Source organism: Rhodococcus sp. KBS0724 (genome assembly GCF_005938745.2).
Taxonomy (GTDB): Bacteria; Actinomycetota; Actinomycetes; order Mycobacteriales; family Mycobacteriaceae; genus Rhodococcus_F.
In genome coordinates, this window is the sequence record NZ_VCBX02000003.1 from 14,175 (window position 1) to 38,549 (window position 24,375).

A 24,375-nucleotide genomic window follows, 5' to 3' on the forward strand; every position below is an offset into this window, starting at 1 on the left:
AATGCTGTCAATACCGTCAAACGCGCCAATGCTGTCGAAGGAGAGCAATGCAGACCGACTTTCGCGAAACACGTAAAAGGGTGATCGCCGTCATCAACGGCAAGGGCGGCGTCTTGAAGACGACCCTGACAGCCAACGTCGGCGGAGAATTGGCAGCCTCCGGTCAGAAGGTTCTGCTCGTCGACCTCGACCCTCAGGGAAACCTTGCCGAAGACCTCGGGTACACCAGTGAAACCGGTGATGATCAGGGGAGATCGCTTGCCAGCGCAATCGCATTCGGCGGCGACGCAAAACCCATCGAAAATGTCCGTGCAAATCTCGACGTCCTTCCCGGGGGAGTGCACCTCGAACAAGCGACAGCCGCTCTAACCGCTATGGCGTCCAAAGATCCAGATGGAGCAAAGCTCGCCCTTGCAAGGGTCCTTGCTCCAATGGCGGCCACCTACGACATGGTCCTCATCGACTGCCCGCCCGGCGACGAAACCTTGCAGACAGCAGCGTTAGCGGCCGCAAAATGGGCATTCGTGCCCGTCAAATCCGATGCATCCAGTCGAAAAGGAATGGCAGCCGTGGCGCACCGTATCGACGCCGTCGCTGCTATCAACCCCGACCTGGATCTACTGGGCGTCGTTCTCGTAGCCGTGGGTACATCAGCGAAAACCGTGCTCAAACAAGCAAGGTCTGCGATTGCAGAGGCGTTCGGCAACGACGACGTCGTTTTCACGGCCACCGTTCGTCACTCCGAGGCCACCGCCCAGGCAACACGAGAGCGGGGCATGCTCGCAGCCGAACTCGATGCAGTCGTCCGAAGCGGTCCGAAATGGTACGACGTCATCAAAGGCAACGCCGAGCCTCAGGCTCTCGCGCCGAAATCGTCCAAATCCGTTGCAGACGACCTCTTTGCAGTTGCGCAAGAAGTTGTCACCCGCGTTGCAACAGCGGAAAGAGAGGAAGCACGGGTATGAATGACCGGCCCGACCGAAAGCTCACGGCGCTACCTCCGCGGAACGTGACTGGTGACCTGTCTCGAATGCAGAGATCCAACCGCACTCCCGCGCCGGTCGCCCCGCTTCCACAGCCCACACCGTCAGTGGTGGAAAAGCCTAAGCCCAAACGTATTACGGTTTACGTCGACCAAGAGGTATTCAGTCGCGCCCGAGGTGCTTACCGAAACACAAGCCACCTCGAGGACGACAAATCCTGGTCGCAATTCGTCGAGAAAGCGCTGGCGGCAGAGGCGGAACGCCGGGAGACAGTGCACAACAGTGGCAACCAATACGAAGCAGAAACCGGCACACTTCCCAGCGGCCGCCCAATCTCAGACGACTGACCTACACAACGAAGGAGCCCCGCCGGATGCAACCGGCGAGGCTCCAGACCGGGAAACCACTTGAAGGAAGAAACCCGATCATGACCGACTTTAGCCTCAGGGCTGCCCGTATTCAGCTAGGCGCATTGCTCGCCGCACTCGCACTCGCAATCGTCATCGCACTCGGCATCACCACCGGCGCATTCATACTCTCCTTCGCCGTGCAACGAGACCTCGCCCGGCAAGCACTTATCCCGGAAAATCTGACCTGGATTTTCCCCGCGATCGTCGACAGCGCAATCCTCGGCTCCACCATCGCCATCGTCATCATCAGCAAGCTCAAGATGAACCGACGCGACAGAGGCTTCTACATCGCCCTCGCAGTCAGCGTCGTCGTGATCAGCATCCTGGGCAACGCGTACCACGCCTATCACGCAGCAATCGCTGCACAGGAGTCAATCGATGGTGGGGGAGACCTCGGGTTCATTCCACTAGCGCCGGCCATCGCAGCGGCCATAGCGATCATTCCGCCGGCCCTGGTCCTGGCATTCACACACGGCATCACGATCCTGGTGAAGGCAGTCGGAATGGCATACGCCGCCTACCGTGCGGTCGTCGAAAACGTCACCGACAGTGAGCATGCAAAGAGCATTGCGACTGATCTGACCGTGAGCCGGGAACCTTTCCGCGACTCCACCTCTCGCGGAGAGACCGATCCCAATGTCGCAGAGCTGGTCGAAGCGGAACGAAACGAGGACACGACAAACACGGTGACACAGATCGACCGGGGAGACGATCTTGCGGACTTTGCAGAACCGTTTTTCGCCGACGCAATGATGGCTGAACGTCACGACGACTTCGACCCTCAAGAAACCGCGACAGAGGCACTGAACCGTCAAGACACCGAAGAGGCCCAAGCCGCCGACGGCGACACCGCAATGGACGACCTCATGGCGTTCATCGCCACCTCGAATCTCAAGAAGGACGTGAAGGACACCGCAGTCCGCAAGCTCACGAACCCGAACCTCACATGGGAGACCATCGCGATGGAATCGAAACCGCCCGTCGCAATCTCGACAGCGTGGCGCCGGTACGAGAAGTTCGATATCGCAGCCCGGGAAGCAGGATTCACGAGCCCGCCACTGCCCGACCTCCGGTCCTCAGAGAACACCACCGACCGCGAACTCGCAGCAGCGCACTGACACCGGCGAGGCCCAGCGTCTCAGCAGCCCCACCCTCAAAAACAACAGAGGTCCTGGCAGTGCAGCAACACCACCAGGACCAAGCCACAGAAAGCACCTGTGACCATGAGCAATACTATTCGGCCCCACATCGGCCGCCCCACCGGCAGCACCGCACGCACCACACAAGCCCGAGCAGTGCGAACACGAGAAGCGATCGTCTCAGTAGCCGCACAACACTTCGACACCGACGGATACGGCGCCAGTAGCATCAATGCCATCCTCGCTACCGGAGCATTCACCAAGGGCGCCATCTACTTCCACTTCCCGTCCAAGGAAGCCATCGCAGGGAGCCTCATCGCTGATTGGAACCGAACCGTCAACGAATCCATCAGCGAAGCAACAGCCACCGGCCCGAGCACCACAGCGGGGGAGAAGCTGACAGCGATCTTCACGTCCCTCGCACATCAAATCGCCGAGAACACCAACCTGCGCGCCGGGATGAAACTCACCCTCGAACCCACCATCGACAACGGCGCAGCCTTCGCTTACTGGGTCGATGCCATCAGCGACATCATCGAAACAGCCCTCACCGAAGGTGAACTCACTGACACCCCCACCACACACCGACTCGCATGGAACCTCTGCGCCGGCACCATCGGAGCCGCCAACGCATCAGCAACCCTGCGAGAAGACATCGACCTCGCAACCCGCATCGAAGACGCGGTAACAGCGCAGCTGCGCAATGCACTCACACCCGCCTGACCCAAACTACGGGTACCGACCTCAACAAAAAGCGGCGAAATTGCTTGAGGGACAACTAGACCGACAACCTATGTGCCATTGACTTAACGATCGGACCCCACTCGCGTCGAGCTCAGTTCTCGACCCGAGGGGTCCGATCGCTGGCTTCCCGCTCGATCCGCGCAAGCTGGATATTGGTATACAACGACGAACGCTTCAAACCCGTGTTCTTACACAGAGTTTCGATCTTGAACTGACCCGTCTCATAAATTTGCAGCAGATACGCACGCTCCTCCGGCGAGAGCTTGTGCGGCCTACCTTTCATCTTCCCAGCAGCCGTCGCGGCGGCAACAGCATCACGCGTGCGCGAACGAATCAGATCCGACTCGAACTCCGCCATCAACGCAAGAATGCCAATGAACATCTTCCCCATCGGATCAGCCGGGTCATACACCTGACCATCAATCGACAGCGACACACCTTTCTCCGCGATCCGCTCCACCGTCTCATGCAAATCCTTCGCCGACCGAGACAACCGATCGAGCTTCGTCACACAAAACACATCGCCGGCCCGAGCCGCGTTGATCGCATTATCCAAACCAGGCCGACGAGCCTGCCGGCCACTGACACCATGATCGACATAGACCATGTCACGATCCACACCGGCCTTCACCAGAAGATCCACCTGAACCGCCGTGTCCTGCCGGACCGTACTGCACCGCGCATACCCGATTTTCACGCTACCCCCACTGCCGAACACGAATTGTCCACTAGAGCCTATGCCATAACGGACAAATCCAACGGACACCAAAATTGGACGTTTCGGCCCGAAATTTCGCCACGTCAGTCGCGCCCAGTCGCCCGTTCTCCACCGTCCGGTATGACGACGGTCAAAACGCACACCGAAACCCGCAGAAACGGTCTGAGCCGGTCTGGCTTGTGAGTGGACCGATAATCGTGGGGCCAGCAACAGGAACGGTGCGATAGCGTGGCGCGATGACGGTAATTGTCGTTCCGTACTCCGAGGAGTGGCCAAGGCAGTATGAGGCCGTTGCTGACGGCTTGCGCAGGATTTTGTCGCAGGTACCTGTCGTTTCGATCCAGCACGTCGGATCGACGTCAGTTCCAGGACTGGCGGCCAAACCCGTCCTCGATATCGACGTTATTGTCCAACGCGAACACGTGCCGGCGGCGATCAGGGCGCTCTCCACCGGGGGATACACCCATCTTGGAGATCTTGGTCTTTGCGATCGCGAAGCTTTCCACGCCGAGCAAGGAGACCCAGCCCGGAACGTCTATTTATGTGTTGAGGGGACCTTGAACGTACGAAATCATCTCGCCGTCCGCTCAGTTCTGCGAGCACATCCCGACTTGCGGGAGGCTTACAGTGCAGTCAAACGAGAGCTCGCCGAAGATCCAGATATGACAATTGACCGCTACGTTGCGGGCAAATCCGAGATCTTGCAGATTGTGCTCGATCATTCCGAACTCACAACAGAGGAAAAGCTGGCAGTTCTGCATGTGAACGTGAACAACGTGCTGGGCAGCTAGATAGGTCCCGAGGTGTGAATCGGGGGACAACAGTCCGTTTTGTCGATGGTCAAAACGCACACCCGAACCCGCAGAAAAGCGCTCAGCGGATGCTCGATCTCGCGCATGCACAAAATCGGTTGAGCCCTACGCCAGACTTGGCGTAGGGCTCAACCGTCGTTTCAGTGATGTCCGGCCCCACCCAATTCGAGTACAGGGGGCAGCCCTCTCCCGCATTGCTGATCTTTGCCACGAATTCTACGTGCGACGTCTAGTGATCTCGAACGGAGCGTTGCCGATCTAGCACGGTTGCACCACGCGGTTCTTTTAACCGGTGATGACGTAGATCCACGTTCCTTGCGCGTTACGGATGAAACACGGGCCCGCATGGGCGCCGGGGAAGTAACGCATCGTCTCTGCACGGGCCTTCTCGCATGCACCAGGATTAGGAAAGGGGCCACCGATGAAAGGGAGCTCGAGCGGAGTTGCGGAGGCCGCACCGACCGACGACGCAATGATGCCAGCTGCCAAACCGCCGGCCAACATCGTTGAGGTGACTACTTTCTTCAGGCTTTGCATAATTCACCCTTCCGTTATTTTGGAGTGCTAAATAAAGGGATCTACCGCTGAATCCACGGCATACGGCGCGGACGGTCCCCCAGATTGAGGGGTGATCAAACATGAACCGCGACAGGTGACTGATTTATCCCAGGTGTTCGCTGGATAGGGATGCAGAATTACGCCACAGCTGTGATATTGGAGGGAGTCAGTGGTTTCCGAATTTATCGGACCTTAATTTCGTGGACTCTGCCGTGAATCAGACCGCAAATTTACGCGCGGTAAGAAATTTCGCCAGAATGCCGACCCGGCAAGTTGCCTCGCGGGCGCAGGAATCGACTAGACAACCACCCAAATGTAAGGGCGGCATGTCCCGGCCGGGTACGGACCAGACAAGAATTTCATCTGATATGTGACACCGTTTACAACCTTTTTGATATTTGCCGATCCCCGGTCCTTCGGACATGCTCCCTCATTGAACGTCGCGTGCATCGGCGACGCGGCCTGGTGAGACACGGTTGGTGCCGCATTTGCAGCCCCGACTCCCATGCCCATTCCCATAGCGAGGGCACCCCCCATAATCACTGACGAGATAACGGCACGTTTCATCTGAACCCCTCCTGCATAGTGTTTTCTTTCAATCAACCTAAGGCTGATTTTAAAATGCTAACTCGAGCTTATTGAGGTTCCTAGTGAAATTATTAAGGCCAACTTTAAGGAATTTAAGTCAGAAAGAAATCTTTCTTTCCTCCATGTTTTTAACAATTTTTGTAAACTTGCAGGATCTCGGCGACTGGACTTCTTCGGCCTCGGTTACACTCGCCCAATAACTAAACCAACCAGGAGGTATATAAGTGCGTTTGTCTTTATTTCACCGTTCAATATTTATTAGTTCTGGCATTGCCTGCCTCGTGTTGTCTGGTTGCTCCGTTGATGAAGGTCCGGCATCTGAAAACAAGCAAACTGCGTCCCCCATCGGAGAGACGCTTGACGCGGCGCGGGAATCCCTAAGACCGCAAAAAATAGAATCATTCGATCTGACTAAATCGATCGCTGGTACTAATATTTCCGCTGATTACACATCTGACTCCGCATGGACAGTAGTCGCACAGTGCTCGGGTGATCAAAATAATCCGGATGCGGGCATGATCGTTGTCGGGATACTTCCTAATGATTTGGTATCTCCGGACGTCTTAGAGAGGTCTTTGGCTGGAGAATATTCGGCTCTCATCCAGGGTTGGGGCACGGATTCTGACGAATCGTTATGTTGAATCAGATGGAAACAAATAAATATGGCAATTCCAGTTGGACCACGCCCTTGGGTGGGCGGTGACACATATCAAAATACCGAAAGAGGAAGCGGAGCATTTCGACCTAATTGGAAAGGTCGACCGAATTGCTGGAATAGACATTGCGCGAGGTGTCGCAATACTCGGAATGTTTGTTCTGCACGCCATCTCGACTCATGAGACATCTCCCTATCTCACCGCCGGCCTTGCCCTATTTGCCGATCAGCGAGCGCAAATCCTCTTCGCTGTTTTGGATGGCGTATCGATTGGGATACTCACGAATGTTGGAGCAATCAAGCAAGATAAAAGAGTGAGAGGTTTTGAACGACGCAAGATTGCTGTGCGTGGAATCTATCTCATAGCTCTTGGACTCTTTTTGACGACATTGGGATCTCCGATAATCGTAATTCTTGACTATTATGGAGTTTATTTCCTGCTGGTTCTTCCTTTCGTGTACATGAAAAGGAGATCACTCTGTATCGCTAGTGCGGTATTCCTTTTGGCAGGGCCCCCGATTTCTGAAATGTTCCGAAGTCTGATAGGCGATCCTTCGCTGAGTGGAAATGAGATTTTGCCTCCAACTATAGATCGGATTGCGAGCTGGACACTTGTAGGACAGTATCCGGCGGTTATTTGGCTCGGCTACGTGTTCCTGGGCCTCGTGATTTATAGGGTCGGAATAATGGCGCAGAGTTCCCAGTTGGAGATCCTGAAAATCAGCATTCCTGTGTCGGTGTTGGCAACCGCAGCAGGGTACTTGCTGCGTGTCAATTATTTGGTCGGTCAAACTGCCATTTTGATTGGATCGGCTGGAATTGCTGTGACCATAACAGTGGGGGTGATTTTTATTGTCGACAGTATGCGCTCGGAACTTAGTAAATACATCAAAACCGTATTTTACCCAATAATGTTAATGGGTGCCATGCCGGTCACCATCTATTTCCTGCATGTGGTGTACTTCGCCATTCTGGCAGAGTTTACTCCTATCGGGAAAATTCAGGGTATGGACACATTTTTGGTAATCACTTTCGGGGGCGTAATATTCGCAGGTTTGTATCTGAGATTCTTTCAGCGTGGACCATTCGAAGCGCTCGTGCGAGCAATCACTCCAGCGCGAGACGAACTCTGTATGAGTCGCCGGGAGGAAGATAGATGAATGCGACTAATCGGGTGACGGCTGGGGCGCCGAGGAGTAGATACGTTAGGCGTGTCCGACGTTCAGTCGCACTGAAATCTATGCATGTCGGATATGATGGCGAGTATCGACGAACGGTAGGGGGAAAGATGGATCGGCGTTTTACGGCCAGTGTTGCATCCGCTGCGATTCTTGGATCAATGATGTACTTGTCGGCGTGCGGGGCTTCAGATTCGGGAAAAAGTGCGAGGGATGACACCGGTGAGAAGACTGAATCGACATCCGAAACGACCATAGTAAATGAAGTTTCTTATGTGCCCGAGGGGCCGGCTGTAGATTTCGGGGTCAACATAGTTCCAAGTGATGACATGAAGGATTCTCGTTTGACGAGCATTACTTCTTATCATCGTACGGGATTGAATGGTGACGAGATATTCATACAGTTTCCCCAGGACTCCGGGCAGTGCCTCGCGGCGAAAGCAGACGTATTAGAAACGGACAGTTCCGTAAGGGTGTCGCTTCACACTGGGACGCCTACCGACGCGGACGACATTGATTGCGGCAGCCTTGGAACCCTGGCGAGCTTGAAAATAAAGTTGAATTCTCCACTTGCAGATCGGAGTGTAGTTCAGTAACGGATTGAGACCTGCATCTCTTCGGTAAATGTGACGAGCTCAGGTTCGCGGTCCAATTCGTATATTCGGTGGTCCGATTGTGCCAGTTCCCGGCGAGTCAAATGTTTTCTATGAAATCTTTGTAAACACTGTGAGGGGAAAATGTCAGACGACTATGGTGAGTCGACACGGAAGAGTTTGGACATCTCCTCTAAGGCTACCTCCAGGAGATTAAGCCCTTTCTCCACCAAGTTGCCGGAAGATTTGCAAAAATCGATCAAGATAACCTGTGCCACCACCGGGATCAGAATGCAGGACGCGGTTCGTGAAGCGATGATTACTTGGTTGAACAGTGTGAACGGGAGTCGGAGCCAGTAAAGATCCACTAGTGAATAGCGATCGAAATCGTGGTGTGGTTGCAACGGCAGCTAATTCTTCGGGTCGATGCGCGAGAAATTGTTGTGTCGCCACGGGGTTCAGAGGCGCACAAGTCAGTGGATTACGCGCACTATAGCCGTACGTACCCGATCATTGCTCCCAAGCGATTCAGGCGGCCCACCAAGGGTAAGTGATGTCCGAAGGGGCATGAGATCGCACGGTGACTAGCTGATGTGGTCGGCGATGTAAGTCGGATGCCCGGGGTACCTTTGGAAGCGCGACGAGCACTAGGTCGCCACACTGACCAGACCGAAGCGAAAGCCGAAGTCCTGACCTGCAACAACCCTTGCAGATCGGTCATACGTGGCGACTTGATACTCATTCACCACCACAAACCAGAGCTACCGCGACACCACCCGTGGTCCAGCTCCGTCGCTCTCGCACAATCACCCCTCCAGCACGCCGAGCGGGAGGTGCCCACCACCGCACGCACCCACCGCCGGCCACACAAAAACCGAACGACACCTCCGGCGCCGTTGCCGCTACACAGCCCCGAGTGGTCAAGAAAGTCGTCGTACAAGTCGCCCCAGAACACCATACCGGGGACCCGACCCGTCAACCCACGCTGCGCTCTACGGGGTTGACCGCCCACCCTCGACATGGTGACAGGGGAGCGACTCTACCGACTCTCAGAAAGGCAGGCACATGACCGAAACAGCCGCTCCCACACGCTTTGTCGTAATACCCCGCACCGAAGAACACGGCGGATACGAGAACGAGTGCTTCACCCACTACGTCCAAGACAACCGCGGCCGCTACTGCCTACGCGGACCGATGGTCCAGTCGGACGCGGAATGGCTCGCGAACAAGATGAATACACAGTTGGACTAGCCAACTAACAAGGCCCGCACCGGATTCGGTGCGGGTCACACTTCTGTCAACGATTGGGTCAATTTCTGGCCCCTGATGGTCAAGCCCGCAGAAATGCGCTAACACGCTGCATCCGGGTGCGGTTGCGAGTCAGGCCGCGCGCTGCTACTTTGAATCTCGGTAGAGTTCCGGTGAAGAAATCAAATATCACGGAGGAAACGTGACCCCTTCAGAAGTCACCCAAGTGCTGCTGGACCGGATCCGATCCGGGATGTACAAAGTCGAAAGCGCGATGCCAACTCTCGACGACTTGAACCAAGAATTCTTCGGCGTCGATGCAGGCCCTCACCCCGGTCGAGCGGCCTATGCGCCGCTCATCAATGCAGGAATGGTCCAGAGCCGAAAAGGTCGGCACGGCGGTCACTTTCTGGTCTCCGAACTCCCGCCCGGCGGAAGCCATGCATTCGCCGCCGTGGCAGACCAAATCAAGGGCATCGCCGAGCAATTGGACGCCCTCCGGGACCGCGTGATGTACATCGTGGAATTCGAGGACAAATCGACCGGCGTCTACTTCGGCGAGAGCATCCACCCATCGCGACTCGCAGCGGAATCGTTCGCCGTAGAGATATTGGTCCGATTCGGAGAAGACAAAGACGTCGCCGAAAAGACCGTCGGCTATGCAGGATTCACTGCATCCGACGCGCGAAAATACGCAGTGCGGATATACGGGTCCACGCTCGGCGACGACAGGGTTGAAACCCGAGGCCGATCTCTCGATCGGTAGGCGCACGATCTTGGGCTAACCAACCAACAAGGCCCGCACCGGACCTTGGGTTCTAAGGATCGTCGCAACACCGCAGCTTAAGAGGTGCGATGGAATTCGAGATCCGGACGAATCGAAGCAGCGCGCAAGGACGTATGCCGCTCCGGAACGAGCGAGCGGCATACTTGCAGCTCATGAAGCAGGGGCTGAGCAACAACGAAGCTTGCCGAATCGTTGGAATCAATCCCAAAACCGGTCGGCGTTGGAGGAATGGACGCAACGCGTCCGGAGTGAGTGCAGCGGCGCCGCCGATCGATTCGGTGGTGCCTCTTGCTGGCCCCAGCCGGTACCTCGTGGCGTCCGATCGGGTGCACATCGCGGATCGATTGCGCGAGAACGCGACAATCCGCACGATAGCGTTTGAGTTAGGCCGAAGTCCTTCCACGATCAGTCGAGAGATCCGTCGAAATCGCCATCCGATTAGCGGCGACTACCGCCCCTTCGCTGCACAAACACGAGCAGACGCACGAAGGCCGAGACCGAAGATAGGTAAGATCACCGCGAATCCGCAACTGTGGCAATTCATTCAGGAACGATTGGGCTTGCGGTGGAGTCCTGAACAGATTTGCCAGACCCTCCGGCGGCAGTTTCCGCACCAGGATGAGATGCAGGTGGCCCACGAAACCATCTATCGATCTCTCTATTTTCAAGGTCGTGGCGCACTTCGACGAGAAGTTTCCGCTGCACTGAGGACCGGCCGCACCGCAAGAAAACCGCATCGCAGGGCCTCCGCGCGGAGGCCGCGTTTTACGTATCCGATGGTCATGATCAGCGAACGGCCCGACGAGGTGACAGATCGAGCCGTGGCCGGTCATTGGGAAGGAGATCTGATCATCGGCAAAGACAGCAATTCCGCGATTGGCACACTCGTCGAGCGCAGCACGCGATACTTGATTCTGCTGCACCTCCCACTCGGCCGAGGCGCAGAGTCGGTACGCCTTGCGTTGACTGAACGGATGAAACCCTTTCCTGCACATCTAGTTCGATCACTCACCTGGGACCAGGGGTCTGAACTGGCCTCGCACCGCCGATTCACGCTCGACACCCAGATTCCTGTCTATTTCTGCGACCCCGCCAGCCCGTGGCAGCGCGGCTCCAACGAGAACATGAACGGCTTGCTGCGGCAGTACTTTCCTAAGAGGACGAGCTTGGCATCGCACAGTCGCGAGCATCTCGATGCAGTCGCCGCCGAGCTCAACAACCGGCCCCGCAAAATACTCGGTTGGAGTACGCCCGAAAATCGCCTCCGCGGTTTGCTCGATAACTTGTCTCCGTAACCATCGCGACCGAGTTGCATCATCGTTCAACATCGCGATGAACTGTTATCCTGGCCGGGTGATCGTGATTCGACAGACATGGTGGCGGCTGCTCTCGCAGCCCGTCTAACCATGTCGTGGGCTGTATGCAGCCCACGCGCAAGTCAATCCTGACCGTGCTCGAGGTTCCGTACAGCCCCTGACCATTCAGGAGCCCTACGTTGACTTCCCTCGAAACCACCACTGCACGCAGCGACCGTCTGCACGACGACATCGCCGAAAACCCGAGCCGTTATCGAGTCCTCACCGGTGAACGCCCTACCGGTCCACTACATCTCGGACACTACTTCGGCACCCTCGCCGAAAGAGCCCGCCTGCACCAGCGCGGCGTCGACACCTTCATCATCCTCGCGGATTACCAGGTCATCACTGACCGCGACGCCATCGGCAACATCCGCGACAACGTGTACGGCGCTGTGCTGGACTACCTTGCCTCAGGCATCGACCCGCAACGAGCGACGATCTTCACCCACTCTGCGATACCCGCGCTGAACCAACTCCTGTTGCCGTTCCTGAGCCTGGTCACCGAGGCCGAGTTGCACCGCAATCCGACAGTCAAGGCCGAACACGCTGCGTCCGGACGTGCCCTCAGCGGCCTTCTGCTCACCTACCCGGTCCATCAGGCTGCGGACATACTGTTCTGCAAGGGCAACCTCGTCCCGGTGGGGAAAGACAACCTCCCACACGTCGAAATGACTCGTGTGATCGCGCGACGCTTCAACGATCGTTACGGCCAGGTCTTCCCCGAACCTCAAGCGCTGCTTACCTCGAGCCCCGAAGTACCTGGACTCGACGGCAGAAAGATGTCCAAGAGTTACGGGAACGCCATCACACTGTCGATGACCGCCGACGACACAGCAGCGGTGATCCGCAAGGCACCGACCGACTCACAACGCCGCATCACCTTCGACCCGATCAACCGCCCCGGGGTATCCGCACTGCTTACCACAGCAGCATTGTGCTCAGGTCGCGACGAGAATGACCTCGCCGACCAGATCGGCGACGCCGGCGCCGGTGCTCTCAAAAAGCTCACCACCACGCTCGTGAACGACTTCCTCGCCCCTCACCGGCAACGCAGAAAAGACCTCGCCCAAGACCCCCACCATGTCGCCGACGTCCTGCGCATCGGAAACCAGCGCGCGAACGAAATCGCCCAACAGACCCTCGATGAAGTCCGAACCGCAATGGGCACCATTTACTGATCGACTCCTACCTATAGCGCACTCCAGTAGTTTGGACATTCATCGTGTTGCGACGATCCCTGGAATCCGCCGACTCGGTGCGGGCCTTGCTGCTGCACTCCTACGCCGGGGCAGGACGTTCCGGCATCTTCATCAAGATCAGGACCCCGCCGAAAACGGCAGCTCGCTGTCCCTCCAGCCGGCACTAGTGTCCTTCTGTCCAGCGCACTCGTCGACCACGTGGCCGAAGATCCGGGACATCGGAGTCTTCGCGATCAATGTGCTTGCCGGCGACCAGATCGACACCAGCTCCGCCTTCTCTCGCTCGGGCACCGACAAATTTGCCGGAGTCCGCTGGCAGCCTGGGCCAAACGGATCGCCGATCATTGATGGAGTACTAGCTTGGGCCGAATGCAGACTGTGGGCCGAGTATGCCGGCGGTGATCACACGATCGTCGCCGCCGAGGTGACTGACTTGCAATCCACTCCGAGTAAGGACCCGTTGCTGTACTACCGGGGGCGCTACCACCTGGCATCGCCCGCCGACAGCGCACTTCGCTGACCGGTGGCGCCAACGGCGTCCCATACTCGAAGCTGGGCGCGCACCGCAATGCCTGACGCGCATGAGGCCTCGCAGGTAACTCCGTTCCTGCACCACCATTGGAGAATTGACATGAACTCATCAGCGACAATCACCGTCGCGACTGAGGCGATCAGCGCTGGACGGATGGTTCTCGTCGTGGACGACGAGAACCGCGAGAACGAGGGCGACCTGATCATGGCAGGCGAACACATCAGCACAGAAGATGTGGTGTTCATGCTCAGGTACGGCAGCGGAATCATCTGCACCCCGATGACCGGCGCCATCGCAGATGATCTCGATCTGCCTCCGATGGTGCCGGTGAACACCGACAACCATGGCACAGCCTTCACCGTCACAGTCGATGCGATGAGTGTCGGGACAGGCATATCTGCTGAAGACCGCGCTCTCACCATCCGCGCTCTTGCATCCTCGAGCACCCGGGCGCAGAGTTTGCGGCGCCCTGGCCACGTGTTCCCACTACGCGCACGCCCGGGTGGGGTACTCCAGCGCAACGGGCACACAGAGGCCGCGATCGACCTTATGCGATTGTCTGGGTGTCGTGAAGTTGCTGTAATCACCGAGGTTGTCGGGGACAACGGTGTGCCGCTGTCCGGTGCCGCGCTCGCAGAGTTCACCGCCACACATGACATTCCGATGATCACCATTGCAGCGCTGGTCGATCACCGCAAGCGAACCGAGAAGGTCGTCACGTCCAGTGAATCAGCGAATCTTCCTACTGCCTATGGCCTATTTCAGGCTCGCTCGTACCTCTCCCTCGCGGACGGGATCGAACATCTCGTTCTCATTCATGGCAACATCGACACTCGCGACATCCGAACGGAGGGTGTTCTGGCTCGAATACACAGCGAATGCCTCACCGGTGACCTGATCGGCTCACGCCGTTGCGACTGCGGCACCCAGCTCGAAGCCGCTCTGCGGCAGATTGTTTCCGACGGTGCCGGTGTTCTGATCTATCTGCGGGGACAGGAAGGGCGCGGAATCGGGCTAGGACGAAAGCTGACCGCATACGCACTCCAGGAGGGAGGCTGCGACACAGTCGACGCGAACCTGCAACTCGGCCTCCCGATTGACGATCGCGATTACAGCGTGGCAGCAGCGGTCCTGCGCGACCTCGGTATCGAACGGATCCGCCTGATCACAAACAATCCCGACAAGATTGCCTCCATCGATAACGGTGGTCTATCCGTCGCTGAACGGGTTCAACTCCCTGTCACGGTGACTTCTGACAACCTCACCTACCTGCGTACCAAACGAGATCGGATGGGGCACCTCCTCGACCTTCCACATGCACTGCCCTCATAGCCGCCTCGTCCCAGCGAGTGCAGAGCAATGAACGACACCCCACCATGCAGAATCCAGTGCCGCTACCTGATGTAGGAGCGCTAAACCCCGTGCCAGCTTTACAAGTTGAGTGCCGGGGTGTGTGTAGTTCACCCGCCACGCCGCCGAGCCCAGCTTCCGAGCAGAGCATCATTTAGGCGCGTCCCGACCCGGCCCACAGATTTTACTTCTGTGGGTAGTCGGTGGTGAGGGTGAGTTCTCTGCCTGTTTCGAAGTCGGCGGTCAGCGCATCGACCTTGGCGGTGGCGTAGGCATAGGAATCGGACCCGAGCAATTGCCGCAAGGGGCCGACTTTCGAGTTTGCGATCGCGATGATCGCCGCGGCTCCCTTGGCAGGGTCGCCGAGCTGGCTGCCGTGGAGATCGAGGTGATCCTGCGTCATCTCCCGGATCGATTCGTAGCCCGCCGTGATGGATTCGGGCAGGGCCAGAGAATCGGTCGTCAGGAAGTCGGTCCGGAAGTAGCCGGGCTCGACGATCGTGACCTTGCCCCCGAACTCTGAAACCTCCGCTGCCAGTGACTCGCTGAGTCCCTCGAGTGCGAACTTTCCGGCACAATACAGACCCCAGCCCGGCATCGCCGTCAGGCCGAGGACAGAGGAGACATTGATGATGTGACCGCTCTGCCGGGAACGGAAGATCGGCAAGACCGCCCGCAGTACATTCCACAGCCCGAAGATCTGAACATCGAACATCTGGCGTGCGGCGGCGTCCGTCGTTTCCTCGACGGCCGCGAGGTAGCCGTACCCGGCATTGTTCACCACGACGTCGAGCCCGCCGAAGCGATCGGTTGTCTGCCGAACCGCCGCGTCGACGTCATCCGCGATCACCAGATCGACTGCCAGCGCCAGGAGGCGGTCGGTGTCGACTCCGTCCAGGGCGGCACGAAGCCGGTCGGTCGAACGGGTCGTGGCGGCGACGTTGTCGCCGCGTTCGAGTAGTTGCTTGACCAGTTCCAGTCCGAGACCGCGGGAGGCGCCGGTGACGAACCAGGTGGTGGGGGTGGTGGCAGTCATGTCTGTTCACTCCTTGTGTGAGGGGTACCGAAAGGCCCGGTGGCGTTTCGGCGGGTGATTCCAGTTTTGAGGCCGCCGCGGCAGTTCAGGAGTGCATATTCGGCCCTTCCCGACCGAGGATCGGCGAGCCTAGGACTCCGCGACCCAGGTTGCGGTGGGCCCGGTGCGCCATGATGAATGGGTGAGTGAGGTCAATCGTGAACTCGCCGATTTCTTACGGCGGGCGAGGAGCCAGGTCGACCCGTCCCGGGCCGGTCTTCCTGCCGACGGGCGGGTGCGTCGGGTGCCAGGTCTGCGTCGCGAAGAGGTTGCCCTGCTGGCTGGGGTGTCGACCGACTATTACACGCGGCTGGAGCAAGGCAGGCGCATCACTCCCTCGACGGGGGTCGTCGACTCGATTGCCCGGGCACTTGACCTCGACGGCGCCGGTCGAGCTCATCTGGGAAACCTGATCGGCCGCCGGTCGGCGACCGCTCCCCGTCGCGCCGCACCCGTGCAGCGAGTCCGCCCCGGGCTCTACCAGTTTCTCGATGCTCTCGACAACCAGCCGGCCCTCATCCTCGGCAGGAGGTCCGACGTACTCGCCACCAACCGGATGTCCCGTGCACTGTTCGCCGATTTCGATCACTTTCTGCCTCGCGACCGCAACTACGCCAGGTGGATGTTCCTCGGTGACGAACCGCGAAATCTGTTTCTCGATTGGGAGATGCAGGCACGTGCAGCTGTGGAGAGCCTTCGGTTGGAGGTCGGGCGTGATCCGGATGATCGGGCCACCCGAGCACTCGTCGATGACTTGATCGACCAGAGTGACGATTTCCGTCAGTGGTGGTCACAGCATCGGGTGTATCAACGAACACACGGGTCGAAACGGCTGCGGCATCCGGTGGTCGGTGACCTGACGGTCGAATACGAGACGCTGACCCTGCCGGACGATCCCGAGCAAACGTTGTTCGTGTACACGACCGAGCCCGGCACCAGTTCCAGACAGGCCATCAATGTTCTTGCCAGTTGGTCAATCTCCGACGACAAGTTGATGCGCGGACGGTGAAAGCAGGTGGGCGGGTCAATACCAAGACAGGATCCGCGCGGACGAAGGCAAGACAAAGTTGCGTACGTGCGCGGCTCGAGTCGAGTGCCTCTCACGAAGCGTAGCGTGACCGCAGTAGCGGGGCGCTTCCACCGCAGCCCGCCAGTAGCCTGACATGTTGCTGTGCCGCAGGTTTCATCCGTCCCGGTGTTTCCGGAGGGCCCGTCTCAAGGGAAGATGAAACCTATGGCAGCGGGATCGAAGCGGTATTCGGCGGAGTTGAAGAAGGATGCCGTGGACATGGTGGCGCAGGGGTCGACGGAGTGGGCGGCGATGGGAAAGACGGCGGACTTGCTGGGTGTGCGCTCGGCGAAGACGGTCCGTCTGTGGGTCCGTAAGGTTCCGGCGGCGGGGCCTGCAGATTCGGTGGCGTCGGCTGAGAGCGAGTTGGTGCGCAAGCTCAAGCGGGCGAACGGAATTCTGAAGGCGGCGTCGGCTTTTTTGCGGCCGAAATCGACCGGCCACACCGATAATCGTGGACTTCGTCGGCACCCACCGGGGCAACCGGGTGGGTGCTGATGGGCTCTTCTGGGGTGTCGATTCGATGTGCGCGGTGCTCTCTGAGCACGGCATTCACATTGCCCCGTCCACATACTACGAACACCTCAACCGCGGTCCGTCGACCCGGATGCTGACCGACGCGCAGGTTATCGATGCGATCTATATGCTCCGCAAGCGGCAACTTTTCATGAAAGTGTTTGGTTCTAGGAAGGTATGGATTGTGTTGCTCGGCAATGGTGTTGATGTCGCTCGGTGCACTGTTGAGCGGGTGATGCGGGAGATAGGATGGCGCGGTGCGCTGGAAAAGAAATCGATCCGCACCACGGTCTCCGATCCGGCGCACCCGCGTGCGAAGGATCTCGTGGATCGCCAGTTCATGGCGTCAGCTCCGAACCGTTTGTGGGTGGCTGATTTCACCTACTGCCGCACGCAGTCGGGGTGGGCATTCACCGCGTTCGTTGTTGATGTGTTCGCTCGCAAGATCGTCGGATGGAAAGTGACATCGGAGATGACGGCGGATCTAGTGTTGGCCGCGATAGACAACGCAATCGATAGTCGAAGGCGTTGCGGTGTAATAGATTTGAGCGATATAGTTCACCACTCGGATGCTGGCTCGCAGGACCGATTGAACCTGCCCAGTACACAGCGATCACGTTCGGGCAGCGCCTGGCCGAAGAAGGAATCGCGGCCTCGATCGGCAGTGTCGGCGATAGCTACGACTGTCAGTCTGTTCCTGCCGGTCTATGCGCGTAGATTCGGCAAAGTCCCAGTTAGAGCGGCTTGACTCTTGTTACGAGTGACCCTTTCAGTGTCTTTGCGTTGATCTGTCAGCCCTCTAATTGGGCGCACGGCACTGGCATCACGCCCGATCTGACTTGATAAGGAGCCTGGAGGTCGGTTTGCGAGCGTCCCCGTGACAGTCCTGTCGATCAGGCCTGATGCCAGTGTGCAACCCATGGTAGATCGGATCGACGTTCCGGAGGAACCGTCATGGCCACCACCACAGCTGTAGATACTACGAAATCAGGCGATGTTGTTGTCGGGATCGACACCCACAAATACGTGCATGTCGGTGCGGTATTCGACACCACCGCCGGTTTGCTCTCGACCATCAGCGTTCCCGCCGACTCGCACGGATTTATCCAGTTACTCTCGTGGGCCGAGTCATTCGGACAGCCGATAGCCTTCGGAATCGAAGGGACCGGCTCCTACGGTGGTGCATTGACCTCGTTCATCCGACGTCGCGGCTACCGCGTCATCGAAGTTGCCCGACCGGATCGACGGATACGCCGACTGGTCGGAAAATCGGACACGATCGACGCCCAGAATGCGGCGAAAGCAGTGATGGCCGGGTTCGCTACCGCCGAACCGAAAACCGCCGACGGAACGGTCGAGATGATTCGCCAACTCAAAGTCGCACATGACACTGCCGTCAAGGCGCGTGCCACGACAATGGTGACGCTGAAAGCGATGCTGGTGCATGCACCGGAAGTATTACGCGCCGAAATGGCTGGGAAAACACAAATCACCTTGGCTCGTCACTGCGCAGCGTTGACCGTCGAGCATCTGGACAGTCCTGACGACTCGATGCAGATCACGCTGGCAACCCTCGCCCACCGGTGGCTCATGCTCGATCATGAAGCAGCTGAGTTGAACGAACATATCGAACGATTAGTGAAAACTACTGCACCACAACTCGTTCAATCATATGGAATCGGAACTGACACGGCAGCGGAGATTTTGATCGTGTTCGGTGACAACCCGGAGCGAATCAAGTCCGAAGCTGCATTGGCCAAGCTTGCCGGGATCAGTCCGATCCCTGCGTCCTCAGGGACGACGACCGGGAAATACCGGATCAACCACGGCGGTCATCGGCAGCTCAATGCCGCCATCTATCGAACAGTCATCGTACGCATGCGGTTTCACGAGCCCACCAAAATTTACGTCGCACGCCGCACCGCCGAAGGAAAGGCCAAAAGAGACATCATTCGCTGCCTGAAACGCTACGTCATCCGCGAGGTCTATCACCTCGTCAACAATCCCGTGACCAGTGCCAACGCGATTTGACAACTATAGGAGCATCAATGCGCTCGCCGAGTCGGTGAACGCTGACTACAAGAATGAACTCGTCGACGATCAACCCCGATTCCCCGCGGAGCTGTCGTTGGCCACCGCGCAATGGGTGGCGTTCTACAACCGGGAACCGGAAATTGATGTGAGGCATGATCTACCGAACCGCTGAGGTGATCACCCAGACCACACCGAAGATTGGCAGCGACAAGAACGCACCGACTGCAGTGATCGACGCCCGCGGTCAGTTTGGCGAGTGCCCGCACGGGGCCATCGCTGATATGTGCACGCGATAGGGTGCATAGAACGAGCGAAGCCCCGAGCGCGTGCCCGGGGCTTCCTCATGTATGAGCGGGAACTCTTGTTTCCCGTATCACCGATCAGCTTACACAAGCTTATGACAGGTGGAAAGTGAGGGCGCGGCCAGTGACCCAAACGACGGCGGGAGAAGCCGCACGACTCATCGGCGCTGCGGGGCCGCGCCGTACCGTGAGGTCGCCGGCCATGATTTAGCTGATGCTCTGGCTCTGTACCAGTGGAACATGCAAATGGCGGCCGCGTTCCAAGAGGTTCTGGGTTTTGTGGAAGTCGGTGTTCGAAACGCTATCGACGCGGAGCTGAGGATCTGGAACCCCGGGCGTGGGAACGATGTGGCCACTGGCGAGCAGTACCCTGTCGACTGGACCGTCAACCCGGCTCCACCTCTCCGGGGTTTGGTGAAGCGTGCAGTCGTTCAAGCGCAGGTCCACGCAGAAAGAGCGCGCGACAGTCGGCACCCAGGGCACCATCGGAAAACGGCTGCGATTACACACGACGATGTAGTGGCGCAGCTCTCCTTCAGCTTGTGGCCGAAACTTCTCCCGGATCCGCAGAAGGCGCTGTCGGGGAACCCAAACCTGTGGTCGGCCGCACTCGTTTATGCTTTTCCTCAGGCAGCCGGCAACAGTGCGAACCAAGTGCTCGCTGTACCTGCGGTCAAATTGGTCCACGCCCGACTAATCCGATTGGTCAAGCTACGCAATCGGGTTGCGCACATGGAACCTCTCCTGGACGTCAACATCGCGGCTCGACTGACAGACTGCCTGCAAGTTCTCGGATACATGTCGCCACAGGCCCGCGACTGGTGTGCCGGTGTCAGCCGGGTCACTGCTGTTGGGAACGCCCGGCCCGAGATGTAGCCGACATAAGAACTCCACTGCTCGTTCCTCGTTCCCCACCGTCAGAACGAACCAGGCTCCACGCATTCAACGAAACGCATGTTTCACGAGCTGTTGACAACGAAATGGTTTGTGGTGCGGCGTATTACGCCGCTAATAGATATTATGTCATTTTTTCATCGAATTATTCTCTTAAGGATCTGTGCAGCAACAGGTTTCGAAGGAAATCGCTATCTGCATGGAGAGTGGCGGCCTGCAGTTTCGACATCTCGCGTGTGCTCGTCGATGGTGGGTCGTGCTCGAAGACGGCGGACAACCTGAGACGGTCCTTCGAGCAGAATCGATGGTGGTGCTCGGCCTTGCGTCAGGCATGCTGACGGGCGAGCGGGCGATCTCCGCGCGGCGATTTTCGGTCCCTGGCGGTATTGGTTCTGAGTGCCACGGACGGTGGAGGCAGGAGCAAGTTCTCTGCGAATCGGGGCATGGTGTTCACGCTGGGCGATTCATTCAGCTCAGAACAGTCGTGAGTGCCTGTCGAAGGGCTTAGCCTGGTAATAGACAAGATTTTTTGCACGGTCCGACTCGGTTCGGGAGGGCTGCACGATGACGGTTTATGGCATTCGGCTCGACAGCGGCCAGCGCTTCAAATTGAAAGTTGCGGTATTCGCGGGTGTAGTCCTGACGATCGGGTTGCTGGGCGTATTCGCGAGCAGTGTGGGTGGTTTGAGCTGGGATTATGCTCACACCGCGGTAGGGCAGCCGTGGTTCCAGCGGTACAGCTTCATCGCGGGAATTATCATTGTTTCCGCGTGGATCGTGGCTGTGGGGACGGCGTTGTTCGTTTGGCTCGCGAATGCGATTGGCAAGGTCGCCACGACCAGGAGAATGGGCAACGACCGCTAGCTGATCCAGACTCCGATCGGGCTCGCTTGGTTTACCCTCAGCGATCGGTGCGGGACACTCAACTGATGTCGGGCGACAGCGAGAGAGCTCACCTTCCACGTTCGGTGCGGTTCGTCGACGCGGCGGAACTGTACTGGGCAGATCCGCTGAAGCGCGTCGTGATGATCGTGGTCGGGGTGCTGGTGGCGTCGATCGGTGTGGCCTATCTGTGGTTCGCGTCCAACTATCATTCGCTGACGTGGCCGTTTCACACACCGGAGCGGATCAGCATGCACGGACGCGACTACCAGCGCAACCTCTTTCCCCCGCTGGACGAAGTTCCGGAACCTGATCGGCAGTCGGAGATCAACACGATGGTGCCCTTCGGCTACCCGATCATCGGATACACCGGCTACGAGACCAGCACCGTCATTTATCTGCGTTGGCGAGACGGGGAGTATTACGGCTACTCGCTGCAGGGAGGCCCCTGAGCCGCCGACTTGTCCTCGTCCGTCACCGGAGCGGACGCGTTACAAGGACCACGATCAGTGCGGCGAAGCCCACAGCGATGGCGACTGGATTCGTCATCGGCGGCAACAGCTTCCACCTATCCCAGGCACCGCTTCGTCGTGTGAACGCCAGCGCCATCCGGACAATGCTCACGATGATGGCGACACCGGCGAGGGCGGGGACCACACTGAGCACGAGGACGTGCTTCTTCGTTTCATCGAGTGTCTGAACGCACAAAGGCTCCAGGGGAGGCACTCGGCGTGCTGCCGAATCATTCGCATTTTCTTCATCCGCCCAACGGACGCGTGTGAAGTCGGGGTCGGCGACACTCCCGCACGGGTACGCCGCATCACTGACGGGACGGACGGTGACAGCGACAGGCTCGTGGAGCGCTTGGATCGGCCCCACGATGGAGGATCCGAGCAGTACGAGCAGTGTGATCAGCAGCAGGAATTCCGTGCCGAGTGAACGCATGTCCCGCGTAGAGGTCATGGCTGGCTATCGCGCCAGAAGCGAGTACCCATGCGGTTGTCCTTTGTCGGTGGGGTGGTGCGATCTGTGGTCGCCCGGGTGGTTCCGCGCGGAGTTGTTCTCAGGGCCCGCCTTGGAGCGTGTACGGGATGAAGGTGCCGTTCTCTCCCCGCGCGAGGATGGTGACGGGCTGACTAGTGGCGACGGGCTGCCCCGTCCGAACTGCGACGTACAGGTCGAGGTTCTCGTCGTCGAGGTGGTCGACTTTCGAGTAGTCGTACCCGCTCGCAGAGCATGACATGTCGGCGACGGGGTCACCGGTGCGGTTGTAGTGCCGGTGACGGTAGGTGAGACTGATCGGGAATCCGTCGGCGGGAGTGCGGTGTCGCCAGTAGTAGAGACCGCCGTAGATGGACCCCACGACGAGTATCCCGGCGATCACAAGCAAGACGAACGCCGCGACGGCGTTCGTCGGCCACAGCCGCCTCCCTTTTCGCATGCACGATTATGGCCAACAGTTGGTACGTCCGTCGGGACGTGACCGAGGCACTGCTCGGTGTGTTGCGCGTGGCTCGGTGCCCGGCCTCACTTTGATCACTTCGAGAGGATGCTGTTCAGCGCATCGAGTAATGCACCGACTGCGGGAATTCGGGTCGAACTGGCCGCTCGCAACGAACGTGTCACGGCCGGCTCGGTGGGCAGATATCGCACGCCAGCGGTTTTTGCCCGCGCCGTCTCCGGAACTAAGGCAACAGCGAGCCCCGCTTCGACGAGGGCGAGTTGAGTCGAGTATTCCGACACCTCATATCGAATTGTCGGCTCGATTCCGGCCTCGAGTAGTGCAATGGATTGCACTACAGCGAAATGTGTTCATGAAACACATCTGCAGCTGTATTTGAGTGCCGGGCCGCTACCAGAGTGAGAGCGGACGTCCTGCAACCTCGGCCGCAGCGATGCGCTCGTCGATGACGTCGTTTCCTTCGTTCTGTTCGATCCCGGTACGGATCGCGGCGGCGATGGCGCGAGTGCGACCCGCGGGGCCTCGAACGTCGGCGAGGGGGCTGGTGATGTTGCGTCGCCGAAGCTCGTATTCGCTGCGGTTGCTGCGATTGGTTCCCAACCGCATGTGTGCCGGGTTGGTGCAGCCGGCGAAGTCACACTGGTGGCACAGCACCGCATCGTCGGTGTTGGACCAGCCCAACCTCGAGATGACACCGTATTCGAGCTGGTAGGCGAACAAATGCGCCGGCACGGTCCCACGGCGAGACGGCCCGGGCAGGCTCGCCGCCCGGAACGAACCATGCCCGGTCGACGACACCCCGCCGATCCAGGGCCAGCACAGGTGCTGACGCCGTCGGAAGCGTTTGGATTCGAACCGGGCGACGACGGCAGGGTCGGCGAGCCAGGACTGCCACAGACGTTCGGGAATGCGTACCGGCTGGGGCTGCCCGATCAACGTCATCTGGAACGGCGGTAGCGCGGGAGTGTTGTCGGGCATGCCGGGCAGCGGCGATGGAGCATCGTTGACGAACGTCATCGCCTGCTCCTGACACTCGATCCGAACTGTTACCCGAGCTGACTGTAGGAGCGTGCACCGACAGAATATGCCTGACTACTGTCCGAGCGTGCGGCGGTAACAGTTCAACGAGAGACATTGCCGGTCGGCAGACTCGCCTACTCCCGCCACCCGAAATGCCCTGTTCTGACACCGCCCCACAACGGATGTTGACCATAGGAAAGTGGCAATGATCAGGTAGAATGGACAACGGTGCGCAACGCCCGCCACCACGCTCGCCCGAGTCGACGAAG

At 58.6% G+C, this 24,375-nt stretch carries 25 protein-coding genes; 18 read left to right on the top strand and 7 right to left on the bottom strand.

Annotation, left to right across the window (positions count from 1 at the left end; genetic code table 11):
* Positions 1-47: 47 nt before the first annotated feature.
* From FFI94_RS33210 to FFI94_RS33220, 4 genes are all read left to right on the top strand, one after another.
* Positions 48-965: a ParA family protein gene (locus FFI94_RS33210; protein WP_083197736.1), complete on the top strand. Its 918-nt coding sequence runs from the start codon at positions 48-50 to the stop codon at positions 963-965.
* A gap of 65 nt (positions 966-1,030) precedes the next feature.
* The gene (locus FFI94_RS34905) at positions 1,031-1,330 is read left to right on the top strand and encodes a ParB family protein (protein WP_185993518.1); all 300 of its coding nucleotides are present in this window, start codon (positions 1,031-1,033) and stop codon (positions 1,328-1,330) included.
* Positions 1,331-1,410: 80 nt separating this feature from the next.
* The gene (locus FFI94_RS33215; protein WP_138874176.1) at positions 1,411-2,511 is read left to right on the top strand and encodes a DUF2637 domain-containing protein; all 1,101 of its coding nucleotides are present in this window, start codon (positions 1,411-1,413) and stop codon (positions 2,509-2,511) included.
* A 105-nt stretch (positions 2,512-2,616) separates the two neighbouring features.
* The gene (locus FFI94_RS33220) at positions 2,617-3,255 is read left to right on the top strand and encodes a TetR/AcrR family transcriptional regulator (protein ID WP_138874177.1); all 639 of its coding nucleotides are present in this window, start codon (positions 2,617-2,619) and stop codon (positions 3,253-3,255) included.
* Positions 3,256-3,367: 112 nt separating this feature from the next.
* Here FFI94_RS33220 and FFI94_RS33225 read toward each other — a convergent pair whose 3' ends face one another.
* Positions 3,368-3,994: a recombinase family protein gene (locus FFI94_RS33225; RefSeq protein WP_311052657.1), complete on the bottom strand. Its 627-nt coding sequence runs from the start codon at positions 3,992-3,994 to the stop codon at positions 3,368-3,370.
* 236 nt (positions 3,995-4,230) lie between these two features.
* Between FFI94_RS33225 and FFI94_RS33230 the strand changes: the two genes are divergently transcribed.
* Entirely contained in the window at positions 4,231-4,785 is a 555-nt protein-coding gene (locus tag FFI94_RS33230; RefSeq protein WP_138874178.1) for a GrpB family protein, read from the top strand.
* A gap of 306 nt (positions 4,786-5,091) precedes the next feature.
* Here the strand turns inward: FFI94_RS33230 and FFI94_RS33235 are convergent, their stop codons facing one another.
* Complete coding sequence (locus FFI94_RS33235; protein ID WP_138874179.1) at positions 5,092-5,343, bottom strand: hypothetical protein; 252 nt, start codon at positions 5,341-5,343, stop codon at positions 5,092-5,094.
* 1,308 nt (positions 5,344-6,651) lie between these two features.
* Between FFI94_RS33235 and FFI94_RS33240 the strand changes: the two genes are divergently transcribed.
* The 7 genes from FFI94_RS33240 (at position 6,652) to ribA (ending at position 14,834) form a co-directional block, all read left to right on the top strand.
* Positions 6,652-7,767, top strand: a complete 1,116-nt coding sequence (locus tag FFI94_RS33240) for a heparan-alpha-glucosaminide N-acetyltransferase domain-containing protein (RefSeq protein ID WP_138874181.1) — start codon at positions 6,652-6,654, stop codon at positions 7,765-7,767.
* Between the two features lie 1,676 nt (positions 7,768-9,443).
* Positions 9,444-9,629, top strand: a complete 186-nt coding sequence (locus FFI94_RS33245; RefSeq protein WP_138874182.1) for a hypothetical protein — start codon at positions 9,444-9,446, stop codon at positions 9,627-9,629.
* A 199-nt stretch (positions 9,630-9,828) separates the two neighbouring features.
* Positions 9,829-10,392 carry a GntR family transcriptional regulator gene (locus tag FFI94_RS33250; protein WP_138874183.1) on the top strand — a complete coding sequence of 188 codons (564 nt, stop codon included), beginning with the start codon at positions 9,829-9,831 and terminating at the stop codon, positions 10,390-10,392.
* A 134-nt stretch (positions 10,393-10,526) separates the two neighbouring features.
* A complete protein-coding gene (locus FFI94_RS33255) occupies positions 10,527-11,708 on the top strand; it encodes an IS30 family transposase (protein WP_397495611.1) in 1,182 nt (393 codons plus the stop codon).
* 200 nt (positions 11,709-11,908) lie between these two features.
* Positions 11,909-12,949, top strand: a complete 1,041-nt coding sequence (gene trpS / locus FFI94_RS33260) for a tryptophan--tRNA ligase (RefSeq protein WP_138874185.1) — start codon at positions 11,909-11,911, stop codon at positions 12,947-12,949.
* A 31-nt stretch (positions 12,950-12,980) separates the two neighbouring features.
* Positions 12,981-13,490, top strand: coding sequence for a flavin reductase family protein (locus FFI94_RS33265; RefSeq protein ID WP_260684601.1), 510 nt, complete (start codon positions 12,981-12,983; stop codon positions 13,488-13,490).
* A gap of 111 nt (positions 13,491-13,601) precedes the next feature.
* The gene (ribA, locus tag FFI94_RS33270) at positions 13,602-14,834 is read left to right on the top strand and encodes a GTP cyclohydrolase II (RefSeq protein WP_221937834.1); all 1,233 of its coding nucleotides are present in this window, start codon (positions 13,602-13,604) and stop codon (positions 14,832-14,834) included.
* Positions 14,835-15,036: 202 nt separating this feature from the next.
* On the opposite strand, the gene FFI94_RS33275 is transcribed toward ribA, so the two are convergent.
* Entirely contained in the window at positions 15,037-15,888 is an 852-nt protein-coding gene (locus tag FFI94_RS33275; protein WP_138874188.1) for an SDR family NAD(P)-dependent oxidoreductase, read from the bottom strand.
* Between the two features lie 181 nt (positions 15,889-16,069).
* Here FFI94_RS33275 and FFI94_RS33280 point away from each other — a divergent pair, with 181 nt between their 5' ends.
* The 6 genes from FFI94_RS33280 (at position 16,070) to FFI94_RS33305 (ending at position 22,076) form a co-directional block, all read left to right on the top strand.
* Complete coding sequence (locus tag FFI94_RS33280) at positions 16,070-16,936, top strand: helix-turn-helix transcriptional regulator (RefSeq protein ID WP_138874189.1); 867 nt, start codon at positions 16,070-16,072, stop codon at positions 16,934-16,936.
* Between the two features lie 225 nt (positions 16,937-17,161).
* Positions 17,162-17,494 carry a transposase gene (locus tag FFI94_RS33285; protein WP_138874190.1) on the top strand — a complete coding sequence of 111 codons (333 nt, stop codon included), beginning with the start codon at positions 17,162-17,164 and terminating at the stop codon, positions 17,492-17,494.
* On the top strand, positions 17,451-18,260 hold the full coding sequence (locus FFI94_RS33290; RefSeq protein WP_144298321.1) for a DDE-type integrase/transposase/recombinase: 810 nt from the start codon (positions 17,451-17,453) through the stop codon (positions 18,258-18,260). Before FFI94_RS33285 ends, FFI94_RS33290 begins: the two co-directional genes overlap by 44 nt.
* A gap of 206 nt (positions 18,261-18,466) precedes the next feature.
* Positions 18,467-19,543 carry an IS110 family transposase gene (locus FFI94_RS33295; protein ID WP_138868710.1) on the top strand — a complete coding sequence of 359 codons (1,077 nt, stop codon included), beginning with the start codon at positions 18,467-18,469 and terminating at the stop codon, positions 19,541-19,543.
* A 1,763-nt stretch (positions 19,544-21,306) separates the two neighbouring features.
* The gene (locus tag FFI94_RS33300; protein ID WP_138874126.1) at positions 21,307-21,606 is read left to right on the top strand and encodes a hypothetical protein; all 300 of its coding nucleotides are present in this window, start codon (positions 21,307-21,309) and stop codon (positions 21,604-21,606) included.
* A 65-nt stretch (positions 21,607-21,671) separates the two neighbouring features.
* Positions 21,672-22,076: a hypothetical protein gene (locus tag FFI94_RS33305; protein ID WP_138874127.1), complete on the top strand. Its 405-nt coding sequence runs from the start codon at positions 21,672-21,674 to the stop codon at positions 22,074-22,076.
* 22 nt (positions 22,077-22,098) lie between these two features.
* On the opposite strand, the gene FFI94_RS33310 is transcribed toward FFI94_RS33305, so the two are convergent.
* The 4 genes from FFI94_RS33310 to FFI94_RS33325 all read right to left on the bottom strand — a co-directional run bounded on the left by FFI94_RS33310 (position 22,099) and on the right by FFI94_RS33325 (position 24,103).
* Positions 22,099-22,587 (bottom strand): hypothetical protein, encoded by a 489-nt coding sequence (locus FFI94_RS33310; RefSeq protein ID WP_138874128.1) that lies wholly within the window; start codon positions 22,585-22,587, stop codon positions 22,099-22,101.
* 100 nt (positions 22,588-22,687) lie between these two features.
* Positions 22,688-23,065 (bottom strand): hypothetical protein, encoded by a 378-nt coding sequence (locus FFI94_RS33315; RefSeq protein ID WP_138874129.1) that lies wholly within the window; start codon positions 23,063-23,065, stop codon positions 22,688-22,690.
* A 95-nt stretch (positions 23,066-23,160) separates the two neighbouring features.
* On the bottom strand, positions 23,161-23,421 hold the full coding sequence (locus tag FFI94_RS33320) for a LysR substrate-binding domain-containing protein (protein ID WP_138874130.1): 261 nt from the start codon (positions 23,419-23,421) through the stop codon (positions 23,161-23,163).
* Positions 23,422-23,476: 55 nt separating this feature from the next.
* Positions 23,477-24,103, bottom strand: coding sequence for a hypothetical protein (locus FFI94_RS33325; RefSeq protein ID WP_138874131.1), 627 nt, complete (start codon positions 24,101-24,103; stop codon positions 23,477-23,479).
* Between the last annotated feature and the right edge of the window lie 272 nt (positions 24,104-24,375).